21 protein-coding genes are annotated in these 20,967 nt (G+C 54.0%); 16 read left to right on the top strand and 5 right to left on the bottom strand.

The genetic code is table 11. The features are described from left to right. The 3 genes from ACI31J_RS01255 to ACI31J_RS01245 form a co-directional block, all read left to right on the top strand. Positions 1-998 (top strand): hydroxymethylglutaryl-CoA reductase (locus ACI31J_RS01255; protein WP_439772659.1); only part of this gene is annotated, 998 nt, incomplete at its 5' end. Next, entirely contained in the window at positions 995-1,957 is a 963-nt protein-coding gene (locus ACI31J_RS01250; protein ID WP_439772658.1) for an IpaB/EvcA family protein, read from the top strand. The genes ACI31J_RS01255 and ACI31J_RS01250, both read left to right, overlap by 4 nt. A 4-nt stretch (positions 1,958-1,961) precedes the next feature. Further along, positions 1,962-2,660, top strand: coding sequence for an NAD-dependent protein deacylase (locus ACI31J_RS01245; RefSeq protein ID WP_439772657.1), 699 nt, complete (start codon positions 1,962-1,964; stop codon positions 2,658-2,660). An 82-nt stretch (positions 2,661-2,742) separates the two neighbouring features. On the opposite strand, the gene ACI31J_RS01240 is transcribed toward ACI31J_RS01245, so the two are convergent. From ACI31J_RS01240 to ACI31J_RS01220, 5 genes are all read right to left on the bottom strand, one after another. Then, a complete protein-coding gene (locus tag ACI31J_RS01240) occupies positions 2,743-3,582 on the bottom strand; it encodes a transporter substrate-binding domain-containing protein (RefSeq protein WP_439772656.1) in 840 nt (279 codons plus the stop codon). Positions 3,583-3,742: 160 nt separating this feature from the next. Continuing rightward, positions 3,743-4,441 (bottom strand): amino acid ABC transporter permease, encoded by a 699-nt coding sequence (locus ACI31J_RS01235; protein ID WP_439772655.1) that lies wholly within the window; start codon positions 4,439-4,441, stop codon positions 3,743-3,745. A 19-nt stretch (positions 4,442-4,460) separates the two neighbouring features. Then, the gene (locus ACI31J_RS01230; RefSeq protein WP_439772654.1) at positions 4,461-5,132 is read right to left on the bottom strand and encodes an amino acid ABC transporter permease; all 672 of its coding nucleotides are present in this window, start codon (positions 5,130-5,132) and stop codon (positions 4,461-4,463) included. Positions 5,133-5,147: 15 nt separating this feature from the next. Further along, positions 5,148-5,891, bottom strand: coding sequence for an amino acid ABC transporter ATP-binding protein (locus ACI31J_RS01225; RefSeq protein ID WP_439772653.1), 744 nt, complete (start codon positions 5,889-5,891; stop codon positions 5,148-5,150). 81 nt (positions 5,892-5,972) lie between these two features. Next, complete coding sequence (locus ACI31J_RS01220) at positions 5,973-6,980, bottom strand: uroporphyrinogen decarboxylase family protein (RefSeq protein WP_439772652.1); 1,008 nt, start codon at positions 6,978-6,980, stop codon at positions 5,973-5,975. 753 nt (positions 6,981-7,733) lie between these two features. Here ACI31J_RS01220 and ACI31J_RS01215 point away from each other — a divergent pair. The 13 genes from ACI31J_RS01215 (at position 7,734) to ACI31J_RS01155 (ending at position 20,953) form a co-directional block, all read left to right on the top strand. After that, complete coding sequence (locus ACI31J_RS01215; RefSeq protein ID WP_439772651.1) at positions 7,734-8,582, top strand: DUF72 domain-containing protein; 849 nt, start codon at positions 7,734-7,736, stop codon at positions 8,580-8,582. 77 nt (positions 8,583-8,659) lie between these two features. Beyond that, positions 8,660-10,684: a methionine--tRNA ligase gene (metG, locus tag ACI31J_RS01210; protein ID WP_439772650.1), complete on the top strand. Its 2,025-nt coding sequence runs from the start codon at positions 8,660-8,662 to the stop codon at positions 10,682-10,684. Between the two features lie 12 nt (positions 10,685-10,696). After that, entirely contained in the window at positions 10,697-11,509 is an 813-nt protein-coding gene (locus ACI31J_RS01205) for a TatD family hydrolase (RefSeq protein ID WP_439772649.1), read from the top strand. Continuing rightward, on the top strand, positions 11,496-12,059 hold the full coding sequence (rnmV, locus tag ACI31J_RS01200; RefSeq protein ID WP_439772648.1) for a ribonuclease M5: 564 nt from the start codon (positions 11,496-11,498) through the stop codon (positions 12,057-12,059). Before ACI31J_RS01205 ends, rnmV begins: the two co-directional genes overlap by 14 nt. Next, positions 12,059-12,952 carry a 16S rRNA (adenine(1518)-N(6)/adenine(1519)-N(6))-dimethyltransferase RsmA gene (rsmA, locus tag ACI31J_RS01195; protein ID WP_439772647.1) on the top strand — a complete coding sequence of 298 codons (894 nt, stop codon included), beginning with the start codon at positions 12,059-12,061 and terminating at the stop codon, positions 12,950-12,952. The genes rnmV and rsmA overlap by 1 nt, the downstream gene beginning before the upstream one ends. A gap of 174 nt (positions 12,953-13,126) precedes the next feature. Then, the gene (gene ispE / locus ACI31J_RS01190) at positions 13,127-13,978 is read left to right on the top strand and encodes a 4-(cytidine 5'-diphospho)-2-C-methyl-D-erythritol kinase (RefSeq protein ID WP_439772646.1); all 852 of its coding nucleotides are present in this window, start codon (positions 13,127-13,129) and stop codon (positions 13,976-13,978) included. Positions 13,979-14,186: 208 nt separating this feature from the next. Then, complete coding sequence (locus ACI31J_RS01185; protein ID WP_439772645.1) at positions 14,187-15,101, top strand: metal ABC transporter solute-binding protein, Zn/Mn family; 915 nt, start codon at positions 14,187-14,189, stop codon at positions 15,099-15,101. 1 nt (position 15,102) lies between these two features. Then, entirely contained in the window at positions 15,103-15,762 is a 660-nt protein-coding gene (locus tag ACI31J_RS01180) for an ABC transporter ATP-binding protein (RefSeq protein ID WP_439772644.1), read from the top strand. A gap of 11 nt (positions 15,763-15,773) precedes the next feature. Further along, the gene (locus ACI31J_RS01175; RefSeq protein ID WP_439772643.1) at positions 15,774-16,574 is read left to right on the top strand and encodes a metal ABC transporter permease; all 801 of its coding nucleotides are present in this window, start codon (positions 15,774-15,776) and stop codon (positions 16,572-16,574) included. Positions 16,575-16,792: 218 nt separating this feature from the next. After that, positions 16,793-17,623: a pur operon repressor gene (purR, locus tag ACI31J_RS01170; protein WP_439772642.1), complete on the top strand. Its 831-nt coding sequence runs from the start codon at positions 16,793-16,795 to the stop codon at positions 17,621-17,623. Between the two features lie 20 nt (positions 17,624-17,643). Beyond that, the gene (gene glmU, locus ACI31J_RS01165) at positions 17,644-19,011 is read left to right on the top strand and encodes a bifunctional UDP-N-acetylglucosamine diphosphorylase/glucosamine-1-phosphate N-acetyltransferase GlmU (RefSeq protein WP_439772641.1); all 1,368 of its coding nucleotides are present in this window, start codon (positions 17,644-17,646) and stop codon (positions 19,009-19,011) included. 117 nt (positions 19,012-19,128) lie between these two features. Next, the gene (locus tag ACI31J_RS01160) at positions 19,129-20,109 is read left to right on the top strand and encodes a ribose-phosphate diphosphokinase (RefSeq protein ID WP_439772640.1); all 981 of its coding nucleotides are present in this window, start codon (positions 19,129-19,131) and stop codon (positions 20,107-20,109) included. Positions 20,110-20,227: 118 nt separating this feature from the next. After that, on the top strand, positions 20,228-20,953 hold the full coding sequence (locus ACI31J_RS01155; RefSeq protein WP_439772639.1) for a hypothetical protein: 726 nt from the start codon (positions 20,228-20,230) through the stop codon (positions 20,951-20,953). Positions 20,954-20,967: the final 14 nt, after the last annotated feature.

The raw sequence follows: 20,967 nt of genomic DNA, 5'->3' as shown, positions 1-20,967 counted from the left end.
ACGGTGCCAAGCGGGTCCAGGCTAGTGGCGGCTTCACCGCGCCGCACCAACACCGTGAACTGGTCGGCCAGGTGGTACTGACCGATGTTGATGACGTAATCGCGACGGTCGAAAAGCTGACCACCCAGCGCGACCACCTGCTGGCCGTAGCCAATGCGGCCCACCCGTCGATGCAACGCCGCGGCGGGGGCGCCCAGTCAATGACAGTCCGGACCCCTGGCGACTTTATCAGTGTCGACCTGGGGATCAACGTTTGCCAGGCGATGGGCGCCAACAGCGTTAACACGATGGCCGAGGCAGTTGGCCGCGAGCTGAGCAGGCAGGGCTACCACGTCCTGGTGGCCATTTTGAGCAACCTGGCCACCAACAGCCTGCAGACGGTCAGTTGTGACGTTGACTTTGCTAAGCTGGCTACCCAAGAGCAGACGGGGGCCCAGGTTGCCCAGCGGATTGCCAAACTCAGCGACCTCGCCCAGGTAGACCCGTTCCGGGCTGCCACTCATAACAAGGGGATCATGAACGGAATCGATGCCGTGATGATTGCCAGCGGCAACGATTGGCGGGCAATCGAGAGCGGGGCTCATGCTTATGCTGCCCGGAGCGGTCAATACCGTGGGCTCAGCACTTGGCAGGTTGTCAATGGCAAGCTGCACGGCGAACTGACCCTGCCCCTGCCGGTGGGCGTGGTCGGCGGCTCGATCGGCCTGAACAAGCTGACAAAACTTAATTATCAGATTAGCAAGATTAAGACCGCGGAGGAGCTGGCGGCGGTCACGGCGAGCCTAGGGTTGGCCCAAAATCTGGCTGCCCTGCGCGCCCTGGCAACGACAGGGATTCAGGCCGGACACATGAAGCTTCAGTACCGGTCACTGGCGGTGAGCGTCGGGGCCGAGCCAGCGGAGGTTCCGTTGGTGGCTGCCCAGTTAGCTCAGTGTGCCCACGTTGACCAGGAAACGGCGCGGCTGATACTAGCTAAGATTAGAAAGGACAAAAAATGAGTGAAGAAGAAATCAAGTTAAATGAAACGAACCAGGCCCTGCTGGATGAGATCAATTCCCTCTACCCAGATGGCACGGTCTTTGTCCAATTCCATGGGGAAAAGTCCGGCTATGTCCGGCATGACCAGGCAACCCAGAAGACTTTACCCGGCGGTCTCTTTATCATTGTGACCGATCTGACAGAGCCAAACTACACTGCCTCTCACGAACTCTTGCACCTGCTGATGCTACTCAAGGGATTCCCGCAGATCTTCTTCCAGCTGTCACTTGGGGACAAGGAACTCGATGAACAGATGATGATCATGTCCACGGACCTCTACAACGTGGCAATCCACCGGGTGGTGGTGGCCGAGCAGCGTAAGCACGGCCTGATTAATGACCAGATCGAGGAAGAATATTGGAAGGGCGTTGAACACACCCTGACCAAGGAGGGAGCCAAGGACGATGACGAGCGGACCCTGCGCTTGCTGACGATCCTCGATGCCCTGGTCTTTTATGGCGACCACTTTGACAAGTTCGCGGACCGCTTCCAGGAGAACTACCCGCAGGCCTTGGCAGCTGCCCAGAAGATTTACGCCGAGATCACTGCCAAGCCGATTAAGTCGCCATTCGACATGCGCCGGACGATTATCAAGATCTACTCCCTGTTTGACGAACAGATGCAGCAGTGGGGGTTGCCGGCCCTGCACAACAATGAATACACGACCGTTTCGCCGGTACTGAGTGAACGGCAGCTTCGGCTTGAGATGCGCCAGGTCTTTGAGATCTTCCACTCTGACATGAAGGAGCGGGGAACGACCCAGCGGGCCTATGTTGGCTTGCGGCGGAGCGATCGGCAGAATTCCTTCACCCTGCCGGCACCGCAAAAGGATAGCGCGGAGTACTTCAAGCGAATCTACGACATGCCGGTGAAGAAGTTCTTGGAAGACCATAGCGTGCCATACATTGTAAGGAAGTGAGTCCATGGACACGCAAATTCAGCAACTATTTGATGATGCCAAGCGGATCGTCTTCTTGACCGGGGCTGGCGTTTCGACCGCCTCGGGGATTCCAGATTTCCGCTCGGCCAACGGGCTTTACACCCAGGATAAGAATGCCGAGTACTACCTGAGTCACCGCTACTTCAGCAGTGATCCGGAGGGCTTCTACGAATTTTGCAAGAAGAACCTCTACTTCCCGGATGCCAAGCCAAACGTGATCCACAAGAAGCAGGCGGCCCTGACGAACCAGGACCGGGCAACGGTGATCACGCAAAACATTGACAACCTTTATGAGGAAGCGGGGGCGACTCACTTAATTGACTTCCACGGTAATCTTTACCATGTTTACTGCGAGAAGTGCGGCGAGACGGTCCCGGTGGACGACTACTTGAAGAGCCGGCTCCATGCCAAGGATGGCGGTTCGCTGCGGCCGGACATTGTCCTCTACGATGAGGGGATCAAGCAGGATGACATCATGAATTCTGTTCGGGCAATGCAGGCGGTCGACTTGGTAGTTATCGTGGGGACCTCGATGAAGGTCTACCCATTTGCCGGGCTGCTCGAGTACCGGAACCGTGACGCCAAAGTCTTAGCGATCAACCAGCAGAAGCTGAACCTGCCGTGCGAGTTCACGATGGTGCAGACGGACGCCACCAAGTTTTTCGACGAGTTGCAAGTCTAATTCAGAATATAAAAAAAGCGGATCATGACGGATCCGCTTTTTTATTGCCAAGATGCTTTGGCAGCTTCTTTTTCCCAGCTTCCTAGTTGTGCGCGTTAAATTCCTTTTGGGCGCCCGGCAGCTTGAAAGTATTTTCGTAGAGGTACTTGTTGGTCAGCTTTTCCAAGTAACCGTCATCGTGGAGCTTCTTGAGTTCCTTGTTCATTGCCTGGGTCAGCTTCTTGTTAGCAGGACTCTTGTGAAGGAGGAAGTAGGAGCTCTCCAGCCCGATTGACTTGGAGGCCGTCAGGTTCTTGCCGGCAGACGTTGTTTGGACGGACTTGTAGGCGGCGTAAGGGTAAACGGCTACGTCGTACTTGCCCTGGGCGACCTGCTTCAGGGCGTCCCCAGTCGTCTGGTCACCGATCCCTTTTAGGTTGAGCTTGTTATTTGGGTGTTGCTGGTTGTAGTTTTCCAACAGGCTGTAACGGGCATCGCTGGTGGATACCGGAACGACGGTCATCTTCTTCTTGGCCACTTCGGCAAGCGAGTTGGCCTTCTTGCCGTTTTTCCGTTCAACCAGCCGCAAGTCGTCTAATCCGTTGGCCCGGGTGTGGTAGTAGTTGTTGAACCGCTGCTTGTTGTACCAGAAGTTAGACATGGCGACGTCGTACTTGCCAGATTGCAGACCGGCAAAGACCGCGTTTTGGGAAGTGAAGGTGGTCTTGAACTTGTACTGTGGCAGGTCACGGTCGATCCGCTTGATTAATTCGCCGTAGTAACCGCTGGCCCCGTGGTCGGTGTTGATGATGTATGGCGAATTGCCGTTAGGAGCAGCGACGGTGACGGTGGTAGCGGCGGAGGCGGAACCAGCTGCGGTTGAGAGACCGAGGATGGTCAGGCCAGCCAAGGCGGTACGGGTAATTAATTGGGATAACTTCATGATTTTTTCTCCTTTGTTATTAGATGATTATTTGTTGAATTCAGCGTTATAGGACTTCTTGGCACCAGGGAAAAGGTGTCTTTTCTTGGTCAGGTCAGGATAGCCGTTTGGAAAATCTTGGATAATTTCATTAGCATTTCTCTTTCTCGCTTATTGAAACTTAGTTAATTGCGTAGCGCTGACGGAGACGGTCTTCGATCAGTTGGAAGATCTTGGCAAAGATCCAGCAAATGATGATGTAGATGACGAGCGCATCGGTGTAGGTCTCGAGGTACTTGAACCCGATTGAAGAAACGATGTTGGCCTGCCCCATGATTTCAACCAGGCCGATGTTGTAGATCAGCGCGGTGTCCTTGATCAGGTCAAGGAAGATGTTGGTGAAATTGGGAATCAGGTTGGTGATCAATTGGGGGACCACGATCTGGGTCATTGTCCTAACGGGGGTCATTCCAACGGCCAGTCCAGCTTCGTACTGACGGTAGTCCACTGAATGATAGGCGGACCGGATACTCTCCGAGAGATTGGCCATCGCGTTGAGCCCGTATGCCGAAAAGGCAATAACGATGGCAGGCAGACCGTCCGGATTGGTGTTCCAGCCCCAGCTTTTCATCAGGACCAACAGTTGGGGCAGCCCGTAGTAGACAACGTAGAGCTGGACCAGGATGGGGGTTCCCCGGATAAAGGACACCAGGACTGCCAGCACCTGGGAGAGGACGGGAATCTTCTTCTCCCGGGCAATGGCGACCAGGATGGCGAGGATCAGCCCGATCAGGGTCGCTACCACCGCCACCAGGAGGGTGAGGGGGGCGGCCGCTAAGATCTGGCCGAATGACTCGCGGGCAAAGTTTAAGTCAAACAAGGGTACTTCCTCCTTTCGATTAAGCGCGGATAGCGGCGAAGCGATTTCTGATCAGCCGGAAGATTCCCTCGATGACCAAGACGATGACCCAGTAGGTTAACGCCAGAATGATAAAGATCCGGAGTTGGTGAATGCCGGCGGTTTGGTTGGACAGGTTGGCGGCCTCGTTGTAGAGGTCGTAAAGCCCTAGAACATAGACCAGGGAGGTTGCCTTTACCAGGCCGATGACCAGGTTTTCGATGTTGGGCAGGGCGATAATGGCCGCCTGAGGGATCAGGATCTGCCAGAAGGTGGTGCGGTCGGGCAACCCGATGGAACGAGCCGCCTCCAGCTGGCCGGGGTCCACGGATAGGTAGGCGCTGCGGAAAGCCTCGGACAGGTAGGCGCTCCAACCCAGCGAAAGCCCCAGCACCCCGAAGGTCAGCCGGGTCCAGCCGTCGATGTTGATCCCGATGGCCTTCAGCAGGACCGGCAGCCCGTAATACGCTAGCAAGAGCATCAATAGTGGTGGGGTCCCCCGGATCAGCCCGAGGTAGACGTGGGCGATCCCGGTCGCGATCCGGTTCTTGCGCAGGTCCAGCCAGGTCAAGAAGATTCCCAGGATGGTTGCGAAGATAAAGGAGAGCACCAACAGGTAGAGGGTGTTAGGCAGCCCCCGCAGGATCACGCTTAGGATTTTAGTATTGTTCAATGCCAATCGCCTCCCTTAGTTGGCGTCGCTTAAGGCCGTTAGGAACTGGGCCGTCCGCTGGTTCTGGGGATGGTCGAACAGGTCTTTAGGACTGCCCTCCTCGACGATCTTTCCTTCATCGAAGAAGACGATTCGATCGGCCACCTGTCGGGCAAAGCCAAGTTGGTGGGTGACGATGATCATCGTCTGGCCGTCTTCGGCAAGCTTGCGCATATCACCGAGTACGGAACCGACCAGTTCGGGATCAAGGGCGGAGGTTGGTTCATCGAAGAGGATGATTTCGGGGTTTAGCACCGTTGCCCGGGCAATCCCAATCCGCTGCTGCTGGCCACCGGAGAGCTGGGCTGGATAAAGGTTGGCCTGCTTGCTGAGACCGAGACTGGCCAGTTCCTTGCTGGCGATGGCGTTGGCCTGCTCCTTGTTCATCCCTTGAGCATAAATCAGGCCCTCGGCGATGTTTTGCAACGCGGTCTTGTTTTTGAAGAGGTTGTAGTTTTGAAAGACCATTGCGGAGTGGCGCCGCACCCATTGCACGTCCTTCTTATCCGGGCTAGCCAGGTCAATGCGGTGATTGGCAAAGTCCATTGTTCCCGAATCGGCGTGCTCTAAGAAGTTGAGGTTGCGCAGGAAGGTGGTCTTCCCGGAACCGGATGGGCCAATCATGACGACGATCTCGCCCTTTTGGATGTGGAAGTCAATTCCCTTGAGGATCTCCCGGTCATTGAATGATTTATGTAAGTCTTTAACCGTCAGTAGCAAGTTCACTCCTCCTTTAGTTATGTGCGGCTTCGATTGCCCAACGCAGGTGGTCGTAGTCTCAGTAGCAAGTTCACTCCTCCTTTAGTTATGTGCGGCTTCGATTGCCCAACGCAGGTGGTCGTAGTCAATGTCGCGCGGCACCGTGCAGTCGGCACCGAGCAGGACGCCGCGATTGCCGGCTTCGCTGAGTAGTTCGTGAACCTTGTCCTGGATCTGCTGCTTGGTACCGGAATAGAGAATCCCCTTGGTACTGTTGTCCAGGCCGCCCATTACCGGCCGGTCGCCGAAAAGCTTCTTGCCCGCGGCCAGGGAGTAGCCATCAGTTTCAGTGGCCCAGTTGATCACCTGGAGCGGGTAGTTGACGAACCAGTCCAGGTGATTGTCGGCCCCGTCAAAGCCGCAGATGTGCAGGATGTTGAGCGGGGAGACGGCATTGATGGCGTTTTGAACGTCGATGTCGATTGGTTCCATCACCTCTTCAAAGAACTTCGGGTTGCTGGTGCGTTCGTCTTGGATCTCTTGGGTGCTGTAGTAGATGCCGTCGATACCAGTGGTCATCAGGGCCCGGGCGACTTTCTTCTGGTCGTCACTGATCACCTTCAAGACGTGCAGGATCAGTTGGGGATCCTGCTCGTACATGTCGGCAAAACGCTTGTCGGCCAGCAGCAATGGTTCTTGGTAGTGTTCAATCAGGGCCCACTTCAGGAGGAACAGCGGTGAGAACATGGTGACAAAGGTTGGCCGGTCGCCGGCAAGCTGCTTCTGCTTGCTGGCCAGGGCTACCTGGCCGGTCAGCCAGGGATCGTTGTCTTCAATTGGCCGCAGATTATGGAGGTCGGTAATGTTCTTAGGGTCAGCCACCCCATGGAATGGGTAAGGGAAGTAGCCATCGAGCATCGTCTTGGCAAAGTCGACGTCAACTTCCTGGTAGTAATCGCGGTGGCCAGTCAGGTTGGTCGTCAGGACGCTGGGGGTAGTGGCGGCGTTGGTAAACTCGTTATCGGCAAAGTGGCGCCAGAACGATGCCGGAACTTGGTCAACGGACTCGTTATGCAGGGCTTTCAAGACTGTTTCACGACTTAAACTCATAAATAATCACTCTTTCTTCTGGAATATAAAAAAACGCCACCGATCAAGACATGATCGGTGGCGTTTACCTACTTTAAGCGGGGTTCCTTGAGATAAAAAAAGTCAACCTCAAAGAAAACGGCCAGCTGAACTCATGTCAGTTTGTCCGAATGTACTTGAAGGTTGACAACACATTGCAGATTTAATGAATGACATGGGTTCGGCTCCTTTCAAAATTGATACTCGTATTCTAGAATACTGCGGTGACGTTTGTCAACAGTTTTCACTGATTTTTTGTTAGTCAAATTAAAAAGCCCCGCGGATTGCGGAGCTGTCGGCACTTGACTATTCAAAGAAGACGACCTTGCCATCCACCTTGAATGGTAATGCCACTGAACCATTTGGGTGACCATCCTTCTTGAAGTAGCGGGTAACATTACGAATTGCTTTAGTGTTTAGCAGCATTATGATCGCTCCTTTCCTTGTTGTTCACCTGTAAAATAGCATGTTTGTTAGGACATTTACAGTCAAAAATGCCAGTCTGAGAAAGGCTCTCATTATTGTCCTGCGGAATTTTGCATAATCTGCGTGGCTGCGCCGGTAGCTCTGCATAAAAGGCGGTGCTTGAGGGCTGATGACCGGCCAATATCTGAATATAGATTTATTTTGCCGTGAATAAGAATTTGCTAAGCAGAGTGATGAGACTTTTCTTCTTTTCAATTGCAATGTGGTCGTCCAGCTCTTAGGATAGAAACGAATATGGAGGGATGAATTATGAAGATAACCATTGGCCTGACCACCTGGAGTGAGCATCCGGCCCTGATCAACAATGAGCAACGGCCCGTCACCTTAAATGAATATGCCCAACACTTCCCAACGGTGGAGGTGGACACCTTCTTCTACGCCCTTCCCCAGGTGACCACCATCCAGCACTGGCTCGCTTCGGTGCCGGATGAATTTCAGTTCATTGTAAAGGCCCACCGGGGGATGACCCTGCACGAGCGGGGGCAAGAGAAGGGGGAGCTCGAACAGCTCTTCAATCGTTACCGCAAGACGATTGCGCCCCTCGTGGCTACTGGTCAGCTCAAGACGGTTCTCTTTCAGTTCCCGCCCTACTTCGATGCCTCCCCGCAGGATATTGAATACCTCCGCCTTGTCCGCCTCTGGATGGGCAAGCTGCCGGTGGCCATCGAGCTGCGCAACCAAACGTGGTATCGGCCGGGCACATTGAAATCCTTATTGGCCTTCTGTCAAGAACTGCACTTTACCTTGGTAGCCGCCGACGAGCCTCACGGGACGGTTACCTCGGTTCCCTTTGTGCTTGCAACGACCAACCCTGACCTGGTGATGATGCGCCTGCACGGACAAAACACCAAGGGGTGGATCAACCAGGGGAAGAGCTGGCGCAAGACCCGGACCCTTTATAAGTATTCCTCCGCTGAGCTGCAGGATTTTTGCGACCAGATCAATGCGCTGACCCCACAGCCCAAGGAACTCTGTGTGATCTTCAACAACAACTCGGGAAAAGACGCCGCCCCGAATGCCCGCCAGCTGCAAAAGATGCTCGGCGTTCATTTCACTGGTCTAGCACCGCGCTCTCCTGAACAGATCGACCTGTTTTAGCCTGTTGCCGGGCGGCTAATATGCTATACTAAAATGTAAAACTAATCTTAGAAATTAATTAGAGAGAGGGGCCTCATATGGCAACTGAAAAACCGACTTATTACATTACGACACCAATTTACTATCCATCTGGTAAGCTGCACATTGGTAACTCCTACACCACCATTGCTTGTGACGCGGAAGCGCGCTTCAAGCGTCTGAATGGTTATGACGTCTTCTTTCTGACCGGAACCGATGAACACGGCCTGAAGATCGAACAGAAGGCCGACAAGCTCGGTATGCAACCGCAGGAATACGTTGACCAAATGGCGGCTGGGATCAAGAAACTATGGAAGACATTAAAGATCACCAACGATAAGTTCATCCGGACGACCGATGACTACCATGAAAAGGCCGTCCAGAAGATCTTCCAGAAGTTCGTCGACCAGGGCGACATCTACAAGGGTGAATACACCGGCTGGTACTCCGTGGACGATGAGGAATACTTCACCGAGAGTCAATTGGCCGAGGTTTACCGCGACGACAACGGCAAGGTAATCGGCGGGAAGGCCCCATCTGGTCATGAGGTTCAGCTGGTCAAGGAAGAGTCCTACTTCTTCAAGATGAGCAAGTACGCGGACTGGCTGATGGACTACTACAAGGAACACCCGGACTTCATCGAACCCCACACCCGGATGAACGAGATGGTCAACAACTTCTTAAAGCCGGGCCTGGAAGACCTGGCCGTTACCCGGACCTCCTTCAACTGGGGGGTTAAGGTGCCAAACGACCCTAAGCACGTGGTCTACGTCTGGATCGATGCTTTGTCCAACTATATCACGGCGCTTGGCTACGGCAGCGATGACGACCGTCTCTTCAAGAAGTTCTGGCCAGCCGACGTCCACATGGTGGGGAAGGAAATCGTTCGTTTCCACACCATCTACTGGCCAATCATGCTTCACGCCCTCGGCTTGCCATTGCCAAAGCACATCATCGGCCACGGCTGGCTGACGATGAAGGACGGCAAGATGTCCAAGTCCAAGGGGAACGTGATCTACCCAGAGACCCTGGTTGACCGCTACGGCCTTGACGCGACCCGTTACTACCTGCTGCGGGCAATGCCGTTTGGCAACGACGGGGTCTTCAGTCCGGAAGACTTTGTCGACAAGGTGAACTACGACCTGGCTAACGACCTCGGAAACCTCTTGAACCGGACCGTTGCCATGATCAACAAGTACCAGGACGGCAAGCTGGTCGCTGAAAATGGCGCTACGACACCATACGACGCCGACCTGGAGCAGACCGCGGCCGACGTGATCAGTGAATACAAGGACCTGATGGACAAGACCCACTTTGCGGATGCTCTGGCCGCAATCTGGAAGCTGGTTTCCCGGGCCAACAAGTACATCGACGAGACCGAACCATGGGTACTGGCTAAGGACGACAGCAAGAAGGAAGAACTTTCCGACGTAATGACCCACCTGGCTAAGAGCCTGCGGGTAATCGCGGCCCTGCTGCAACCGGTAATGCCAGATGCCCCAAAGGAAATCTGCCGGCAACTTGGCCTTCCTGAGGACCCAATCACTTTGAGTGACCTGAGCTTCAACGACTTCCCGGAGACGGCCCAGGTTGTCAAGAAGGGGACCCCAATCTTCCCACGGCGCGACGTCAAGGAAGAGGTCGAGTTCATCAAGGGTAAGATGACGACGAACGAAAAGAAGAAAGGTCGCAAAGCAATGGAAGAAGCAAAGCAAAAGGCCCAAGAACAGGCTAAGGAAGAAAGTACTGGCAAGAAGGCTATCCGGATTGATGTCTTCGACAAGGTGGAACTGAAAGTGGCTAAGATCACCGCGGCAGACCATGTTGAAGGTGCTGACAAGCTGCTCAAATTCCACATGGATGACGGGACTGCAGACGGTCGGCAGATTCTTTCTGGAATTGCTAAGTGGTACCCGGACCCATCTGTTTTGGTCGGCAAGAACGTCATTATCGTTGCCAACTTGAAGCCACGGAAGATGCGTGGCGAAATCAGCCAGGGGATGCTGCTCTCCGCTGAAAAGGATGGGGATGTTAAGGTCGTCATTGCACCAGATGACCTGGTTCCAGGAATGGGCGTTGAATAAAGCGAGGCAATTATGAGCAAGCACGCATGGCGTCAAGTCTATGACTCGCACACTCACCTGAATGATGGGCCGTTTTACGATGACGTCCCGGCTTTCATTGCCCGGGCTGACCACTACGGCGTTACGGCGATGAACATCGTTGGTTCAAACCGGCAGCTCAACGACCGGGCGATTGCACTGGGGCATCGCTACCCTAACCTGCACCCAATTATCGGCTGGCACCCGGAGGACTTGGCGACTTTTAACGCGACCGAGGAGGAGCACCTGACGGCTCAGCTGACGGATCCGACGGTGGTGGGGGTCGGTGAGATTGGCCTGGATTACTTCAATGACCAGCACTCGCCCCATGATCAGCAGTGGGCCCTGTTTGAAAAGCAGCTTCAGTGGGCGCGTGACCTCCAACTGCCCGTCTCAATCCACTGCCGGGATGCGCTGGAAGACACCTACGCCATCCTGAAGAATGCCCACCTCGCTGAATTTGGCGGGGTCATGCACAGCTTTAACGGCAGTCCTGAATGGGCGGATAAGTTCATGGGACTGGGGATGGCGATCTCCTTTAGCGGAGTGGTCAGCTTCAAGAACGCTACCGATGTTCACGCGGCAGCCCTGGCAACCCCACTGGATCGGATGATGGTTGAGACTGACGCGCCATACCTGACCCCGAAGCCATACCGGGGGAAGCAGAACGAGCCCGCCTTCACCAAGTTTGTGGTGGATGCGCTCGCCGAACTGAAGGACGTTGATAGCGAACGGGTCGCCTACCACACCTACCACAATGCCGTGCGACTATTTCTCAAGGATGGGATGCATGATGAGCAAGATTAAAGAAGTCATCGTTGTTGAAGGCAAGGATGACACCAAACAGATTCATAAGGCAGTCGATGCCGACACCTATGAGACCAATGGCTCGGCACTATCGCAAGCGGACCTGGCCCGGTTGAAGAAGCTACAGGCCAGTCGTGGGCTGATCGTTTTCACTGATCCGGACTTCAATGGTGAACGGTTGCGGAAGATGATCAGCACGGCCGTTCCCGGAGTGAAGCACGCCTTCATTCGCCGTGACCAAGGAGTACCGGAGCAGGCCCATGGTAGCCTGGGGGTTGAACACGCCACCCCGGCCACGATTAGGCAGGCCCTGGCCCACCTGTATACCCAGACTACCGAGCCGCCAGCTAGCCCCTTTACCATCCAAGATTTGCAGGCAGCTGGACTGACGGGGAACCCTCGTGCCCGAGTTCGGCGCGAACGGCTGGGGGCTATCTTGGGAATTGGTTACGGCAACGGTAAGCAGCTGGCTCACCGGTTGAACATGTTTCAGATCACGCCTGCGCAGTTTAAGCAGGCACTGGCAAAGATTAAGCAGGAGGAAGAGTGATGAGGCAATCACCAGAAATTGGCAGTCGGACCCGGACCCGGGCGATCATGGAGAAGTACGGGATTCACACTAAGAAGAGTTTTGGACAAAACTTCTTGACGGACCTGAACGTCCTCAACAATATCGTCACTGCGGCCAAGATCACCAAGGACGACAACGTAATCGAGATTGGTCCCGGAATCGGGGCACTGACGGAGCAGTTAGCCCAGGCTGCCGGGGAGGTGCTGGCACTAGAAATCGACGCCGACCTGATCCCGGTTCTAAACGAGGTGCTTGCTCCCTATCACAACGTCACCGTCCTTAACCAGGACGTCTTGGACGCCAACTTGCCGGCCTTGATTCAGGAACAGTTTGCCGACCCGACTAAGCCGGTGAAGGTGGTCGCTAACTTGCCGTACTATATCACCAGTCCGATCCTGATGAACCTTTTGGCTAGTCCGGTCGACTGGGCGGCCATCTGTGTCATGATGCAAAAGGAGGTTGCCCAACGTCTGACGGCGGCACCGGGCACTAAGCAGTACGGGGCGTTGACGCTGGCGATTGAGTATCAGATGGACGCCAAGATTGCCTTTGACGTTTCCCGGCGGGTCTTCGTGCCGTCGCCTAACGTTGATTCGGCAATTGTTGTCCTGACGCCGCGCCAGCAGCCGTTGGCGGTTCAACCCTTTGATAAGCAGAAGCTTTTCGGCTTCATCCGGGGCTGCTTTGCCCACCGGCGCAAGAGCCTCTGGAATAACCTTCAGGGCGTCATTGGTAAACAGCCGGCCACCAAGGATAAGATGGCCCAGGTGCTGGGACAGCTGGGCATCTCACCGCAGATTCGGCCCGAACGGCTGACCCTTGACCAGTTCATCGCCCTGGCGAATGCCCTGCACGCGGCCGACCTTCTGTAAGAACTTGGCTGACCGGGAAAATGTTAATTAAATAAGCTTAAGTCCGCACCAAATTTGTCCTTTGGTGCGGGCTTTTTAGACAGAATAAGGGCTCCTTCGCTAATACTTGCCAGCACTACTCCAGCATTAGTATAATCAAATTAAAATGTTTTCCGGAAAGGAGTGGTGATCGCTATGCTTGTTACAGAAAAGGCCCCTGCAAAACTTAACCTGAGCCTTGATACTCCCATGCGGTATTTCGATGGGTCCCCGCGCTGGGACATGGTGATGACCTCGGCTGACCTGGCCGATTACGTGACCGTAGAGACTCATGCGCGGCCCGTAACAATCAAGGTTTACACCGATAGCGGCTTCTTGCCCAATGATCAGCGGAACCTGGCCTACCAGGCTGCCCATATCCTCCGCAGTCGTTTTCACTGCCGGGAAGGAGTAACCATCCGGATCAAGAAAAACATTCCCGTGGCAGCTGGCCTAGGCGGCGGTTCCTCGGATGCGGCGGCAGTTCTCCGCGCTCTGAACCGGATCTGGCGGCTCGGCCTCAGTCAGCAGGAATTGGCTAAGGTAGCGCTGACGATCGATTCAGACGTGCCGTATTGTGTTTACAGTCGGCTAGCCCACGTGACTGGCCACGGTGAGCAGATTGAGCTACTGCCGGGCAATCCGCACTACTGGGTAGTGATTGCCAAGCAGCAGACAAGTGTTTCCACCCCGCAAATTCTTCGTCAGATCAACTACGAGAAGCTGGAACACCTGGATAATAAACGCTTGATCGCGTGTCTTAAGGCCCAGGATTGGAAAAACGCCGTCAAATACATGGGTAATGTTTTGGAGCCGGTGACGATGCAGAGTCACCCGGAGATCCGTCGCTTAAAGGACAAGATGGTCAGCCTCGGCGCGGACGTGGCGCAGATGAGCGGTACCGGGCCGACGGTTTTTGCCATTTGCCATACTGAATCGCGGGCGCGGCGAATCCAAAACAGTATCCGGGGCTTTTGCCGAGATGTGCATGTCGTTACCATGTTGTAAATTTGAAGGTTGCGGTGGTGCGCAGCTACCATATACCTAACGGCTTCAAGTGTTCGTTTCCGCCGAATGCTTGAAGCCGCTTTTTGCTCATAAAGCTTTTGGCAGTCTTTTTCAATTGGAGGCTTGCACACTGAGTTAATCTTCGGTAAGATAGTTCATGTTGCAAATAGTAATGATTACTATTTAAAGAGAAGGAGGATAACGACTGGTGAGGAAAAGCAAGTATTGGTTAGGGGTTAGCGGTCTGGTAGCGGCCCTGCTGGTGATCCTGGGGTTATCAATGGTTCCGTGGCGCACCATGCACCAAGAGCAACGGCCGATCCGGGTGATCACCAGCCTGGATTTTTATGGGGAGGTTGCCCAGGAGGTGGCTGGTAAGTATGGCCAGGTGACGTCGCTGATCAACAACGCTTCTATTGATCCGCATGATTACCAGCCGGGGACTTCCCAGGCGCAGAAGATGGCCCAGGCCAACGTGGTGATCCAAAACGGCCTCGGCTATGATCACTGGCTGACTAAGCTGACCCAGTCATCGGGCAGCCAAGATTGTACCGTCGTCGATGTCGGCAGTCAGGTGGCTAAGAAGCATTCTGGGGACAATGAGCACGTCTGGTACGACCCGCAAACGATGGGGAAACTGGCGGATACGCTGGCCAAGCGCTACAGCCAGATCGACCCTGCACACCGGGCCTATTACCAGCGCCGGGCCCGTCAATACCACCGATCACTGGTACCGCTTAATAAGGAGATCGCCAGTATAAAGGCCAACGTGGGCAACAAGCGCGCGGTGGCGGTCAGCGAGCCGGTCGCCGATTACGCGTTGAAGGCCTTGGGATACCGGGTGATTGACCCGCACTTTGAGAAGGCAATTGAGGATGGTAATGACCCGTCGCCGCAGGATATTCAAGAACTCCAGCAGGCAATTGTCAACCACCAGATTGCGTTCTTTGTTGAGAACAGCCAATCGAGTGACCGGGTCATCGACAATATGGTCACGCTGGCTCACCAACACGGTGTTCCGGTGTGGAAAGTGACCGAGACTAAACCAAACGGGGTCAGTTATGTTCAATGGATGTTGAACCAGTACCGGCAGTTGGCTCGGATTCAGCAGGAAGGAGAATAGGATGGCAGTTGTATCAGTAGAGGATCTTAACGTGGCCTATGGAAACCACCAGGTCATTTCAGACCTGAGCTTTACGGTGAACGAGGGTGACTTCATGGTGGTGGTCGGCGAAAACGGGGTGGGGAAAACCACTCTGGTCCGGGCCCTGCTGGGAATGATCAAGCCCCACAGCGGTGAAATTGATGTGCCCGCCCGCAGCGCGATCGGCTATGTTCCGCAATTTCGCAACATCGACACGGAATATCCGCTCTCAATCCGGGATTTCGTCTCGCTAAACGTCAAGAAGACGGGTTTTCCCTGGCTGAGCAAGAAGGAACGGGATAAGGTCGACCGGATGATCCGGATGACGGACCTGACGGCCATCGCGGACCGGCCCCTGGGGTTAGCCTCTGGTGGGGAAAAGCAACGGGCCTACCTGGCCCAGGCCCTGCTTCGCTCCCCTAAACTCTTGATCCTCGATGAGTCAACTGCCAGCCTGGACAATGAGATGAAGTACGAGCTGCTTGACCTGGTGACTCGCTTTCAGCAGGATGGCTTAAGCGTGATGTTCATCACTCATGACTGGGACCTGGCTCGCCATTATGGGACCCGCTTCCTGCACATGATGCCTAATAGTTATAGCGAGGGGCCGATCAATGAACTGCCCACGTTGCAAGAGTAGGAGGGGACTAAATGTTAACACTATCTTTCATGCGGCATGCCTTTATCGCCAGTACCTTCATTGCGGTGGTCAGTGGGGTCATTGGGGTGTTTGTAGTGGCCCGGCAATTGTCGTTTTTGACGCATACCCTTTCTGAAATTGGCTTTGCCGGGGCCTCATTTGCGGTGTTTGCGGGCTGGCCAGCTTTAGACGGGATGATCCTGTTTACCATGCTCAGCTCGGTCCTGGTCGGTCAGATGAGTATCAAGGAGTCGCGGCGGGAAGCCGTGATTAGTGCCGTCTCGGCTCTCTTCATCGGTTTGGGAATTCTCTTCTTGTCATTGAGTAGCCAGACTGCCAGTTCCGCCACCAGCATCCTCTTCGGGAGCGTGGTCGGGATCAGCGCTAATGAGGTTCACCAGCTGATCGCCCTTTCTGCGGTGGTATTATTGATTACCCTGGCAATTTACCGGAAGCTGAAGTTCAGTTCCTTCGACTCGATTGGTGCCCAGGTGGCCGGGATCAACGAGACGCTGGTTTCGGTGATCTTCCTGCTCCTCCTGGCCTTGAGCGTCAGTGTCGCTGCCCAGATCGTGGGTTCACTTTTGATCTTCATCCTGTTAACCTTGCCGGCTGCCAGTGCTAAGTACTTCACTCACGGGGTCTGCAAGATGATCATCCTGGCGATCCTTTTCTCCCTGCTGGGGACCTGGCTGGGGCTCTTGTTGGGCTATTTGACCAACTGGCCGGTTAGCTTCTTCATCGCGGTGATCGAGGTTGTGATCTACGTGGTGGCCCTGGTCTATCAGAATTACTTTGTTGAGTCTAATTAGTTTGGAAGCTGGAAAAAACACTAGCGCGCTCCGCATAGCTAAGGTAGGACGAGCGTCGGCACAGAATGGGCCGATGCTTATCCGTACTTAGCCATTAGGAGTGCGCTTTTTTACTCCACCACCCACGAGCCGATGTTTTTCAAATATTTCAGCTAAATCCGAACATTTTATGGTAGAATTAATTAGAATTAATACTTTTTGAAAGGCAGAGAAGAATGATGAAAGTACGTCGAAGTAACCGTTTGGTAGATATGACCCGTTACCTGATGGAACATCCCCGCACCCTGGTATCCTTGAAGTTCTTCAGTGAACGCTACGGATCCGCCAAGTCCTCGATCAGTGAAGACCTAAGTATCGTCAAGCACACCTTCCATACCTGGGGAGAAGGACGTCTTGAGACCATCCCCGGTGCCAGTGGCGGTGCCGTGCTGACGCCGCTTTACTCTAAGGAGAATGCTCAGCAGGCCATCGACAACCTGGTCGCGGAGGTCAATGATAACTCCCGTCTCCTCCCGGGTGGCTATGTTTACCTGTCTGATTTGATCGGCCGGCCGGATATTCTCCGACAGGTGGGTCGCTTGATCGCCACTCAGTACGTCGATTCCGACGTAGATGTGATCATGACGGTCGAAACCAAGGGGATTCCAATCGCCCAGAGTGTGGCTATGTACATGAACAAGCCGTTTGTGATTGTCCGCAACAGTTCCCACATTACTGAAGGGCCAACCGTCAGTGTTAACTATGTCTCCGGTTCAGTTCAACGGATCAAGAAGATGGAGCTCTCCCGGCGGACCTTGTCGGCGGGATCCAATGTGGTCGTGGTTGATGACTTCATGAAGGGTGGGGGCACCCTCAACGGGATGCACTCCCTGATTAAGGAGTTTGACGCGAACTTGGTTGGTATGACCGTCTTGGCAGAGGGAAACGCCACGAACGGGAAGCGGCTGGTTGACAATTGCACCTCGTTAATTAAAGTAGATGCTGAAGACGGTGAGACGAAGTCAATCACGGCCCGTCCCGGCAACTTTATGACAACAGTGTTTGATTAGGAATGGAGAAAGATTAAAAGATGGCAAAACGTAACGCAATTATTTTGGCAGCTGGTAAGGGGACCCGGATGCGGTCCAAGCTCTACAAGGTCCTCCACCAGGTATGTGGTAAGACGATGGTGGACCACGTCTTGACGCAGCTTGAGAAGGCCCACATCGAAAACATCATCACGGTGGTTGGCTTCGGTGCCAAGACCGTTGAGGAAAGCCTTGGGCACCGGACCCGCTATGTCCTGCAAAAGCAGCAGCTGGGTACGGGACACGCGGTGATGCAGACCAAGGACATCCTGGGCGACATCGACGGTGAGACGATCATCGTCAGTGGTGATACCCCGCTGTTTAAGGCAGAAACCTTTGAGAAGCTATTCCAATACCACGAACAGCGCCACGCTGCCGTCACGATCCTGACTTCTGTTGCCCCAGACCCGACTGGCTATGGCCGGATTGTCCGCAACGATGTTGGAATTGTGGAACGGATTGTGGAACAAAAGGACGCCACTGTTCAGGAACAGGCGATCAAGGAAATCAACACTGGGGTTTACTGCTTTGACAACAAGAAGCTCTTCGCAGCACTGGACAAGATCAATAACAACAACGCCCAGGGCGAATACTATCTGACCGACGTGATCGGCATCCTGAAGGGCGAAGACGAGATTGTCACGGCCTATAAGATGGATGACTTCGACGAGTCGATGGGGGTTAACGATCGGGTTGCCCTGGCCCGGGCCAACAAGGTAATGCGCGACCGGATCAACAAGCACTGGATGCAAGAAGGGGTCTCAATGATCGACCCGGCTACCACCTACATTGATGCCGACGTCACGCTGGGTCGGGATACCGTCCTGGAAGGCAACGTCGTCTTGAAGGGTAAGACGGTGATCGGCAATGATTGCTACATCAGTGCGGGTTCCCGGATCATCGACTCCACGATCCACGACGGGGTTAAGATTATTTCTTCGACCCTGGAGGGCGCTGAGATGCATAACGGCAGTGACATTGGTCCAAACAGCCACCTGCGTCCGGAGGCTGAGATCGGTGAAAACGTCCATATTGGTAACTTCTGTGAGGTCAAGAAGGCCTACATCGGTGAAGGCACCAAGGTGGGCCACCTGACCTACATCGGCAATGCGACGCTGGGTAAGAACATCAACGTCGGCTGCGGGGTGGTCTTCGTCAACTACGACGGGACCAACAAGCACCACACCAACGTCGGCGACCACGCCTTCATCGGCAGCAACAGCAACCTGGTCGCCCCGGTCAACATCGCCAAGGATGCCTTCATTGCGGCCGGTTCCACGATTACCGACAGTGTCGAACAATACGACATGGCGATCGCCCGGGCCCGCCAGGTCAACAAGAAGGATTACGCTAAGAAGCTACCGTGGTAATCCCGGTTTTGCTTGCTTTTTAACAGGCGGCTCTATATGATAGAAAAGGATAGAACATATCTTTGACTAATGAGCTAACCGTACGTCAGTAGCTATTTTATAATTGCGGAGGATCTAATGACACAGCATTATTCTGACTCTAATTTAAAAATCTTTGCGTTAAATTCCAACCGTCCGTTGGCTGAAAAGATTGCAGAACACGTCGGCGTCGAACTGGGGAAGTTATCCGTCGACCGGTTTAGTGATGGCGAAATTCAGATCAACATTGAGGAAAGTGTGCGGGGTGACAACGTCTACGTCATCCAATCAACCTCTGCGCCGGTCAACGATAACCTGATGGAATTGTTGATCATGGTTGATGCCCTGCGGCGGGCCAGCGCCAAGACCATTAACGTGGTTATGCCATACTATGGTTATGCGCGGCAGGATCGGAAGGCCCGGAGCCGGGAACCAATTACGGCTAAGCTGGTTGCCAACATGCTCCAAAACTCCGGGGTGGACCGGGTGATTGCCCTTGACCTGCACGCGGCCCAAATCCAGGGATTCTTTGACATTCCGGTTGACCACTTGATGGGGGCACCCCTGCTGGCGGAATACTTTATCCGTGAAGGGGTAGCTGACGAAGCTGTCGTTATCTCACCAGACCACGGTGGGGTTACTCGTGCGCGGGCATTGGCCGAATTCTTAAAGTCACCAATTGCCATCATTGATAAGCGTCGCCCCCGTGCCAACGTTGCCCAGATCATGAACATCATCGGGAACGTGAAGGGTAAGAAGTGCATCATGATTGATGACATGATTGACACTGCCGGGACCATCACGCTTGGTGCTCAGGCGTTGATTGACGCTGGTGCCAAGGAAGTTTACGCTTCATGTACCCACGCGGTTCTCTCTGGTCCAGCCATTGAACGATTGGATAAGTCACCGATCAAGGAGGTCGTTGTGACGGATTCCATCCAGCTGCCGGCTGAAAAGCAGATCAAGAAGATTAAGCAGGTTTCAGTTGCACCGCTGATTGCTGATGCCATCAAGCGGATCAACGAAAACCGGCCGGTTAGCCCTCTCTTCAAGCGGGTTTTCCAGAGTGCAGAAAAGTAAGATAACAGGCGACGTGAACGCTGACCGCGATCACGTCGTTTTTTAGTCGGACTGTTCCATCCATGATATAATAAGAGTGAATATAATTATCCAGATCTGGTTTAGGGGAGGATTTACTATGAACAAGGTAGTGAAAAAGACAATTGTTGGGACGACTGCTTTAGCAGTTTCCCTTCTGCTGGCGGCTTGTGGTCAGCAGAGTACGGCCAGTTCGCCGTCGAGCAGTTCGTCTTCTAAGGTCCATTCTACGGAAAACGAATCGACTAAAGCATACCGTTCTGCCAACCGCCTAATCCGCAATCATGACTACCAAGGTGCATACGACAAGCTGAACACGGTCAATCACCGTTCCAGCCAGGTCGACAAGCTGAGCACCGACCTGCAGAACTACATCAATGCCAAGTCAGCCTATGACAACGGTGACTATGATCAAGCGGCCGGCAACCTGAAAAACCTGAAGTCGACGAGTCCGGCGATGCGGGATGCATATGCCGACCTGCAGGATAAGATCACGAGTGCGAAGAAGAGCAGCTCCAGTAGCAGTTCGACGACCAGCACTAGCCGCAGCAGTGCTAGTTCAGCGGTTAGCTCCAGTAGCAGTCAAGGTAGCAGTACGGCCGCTAATGCGACGGTCGATAGCCAGACGAGCGACCAAGTGGTTACCCAGTTTGCTAATAAGATGGGCTTTGTCGGCAACAAGGGCTATGAGATTATCCCAACGGCGAAGAATGGCAATGTTTACCGGTTTGAAGTTCGGCAAAATAACGAAGATAACACGGTTGCCAGCATGATTGGAATCTACCAGTACAACAGTCAGACTGGCGCGGTTACCAAGTTGCAATAACCATATCGATGAAT

The organism is Limosilactobacillus sp. (genome assembly GCF_051873075.1).
Classification (GTDB): Bacteria; Bacillota; Bacilli; order Lactobacillales; family Lactobacillaceae; genus Limosilactobacillus.
The sequence above is the reverse complement of the archived record's forward strand: the minus strand, read 5'-3'. Positions and strand labels throughout refer to the sequence as shown.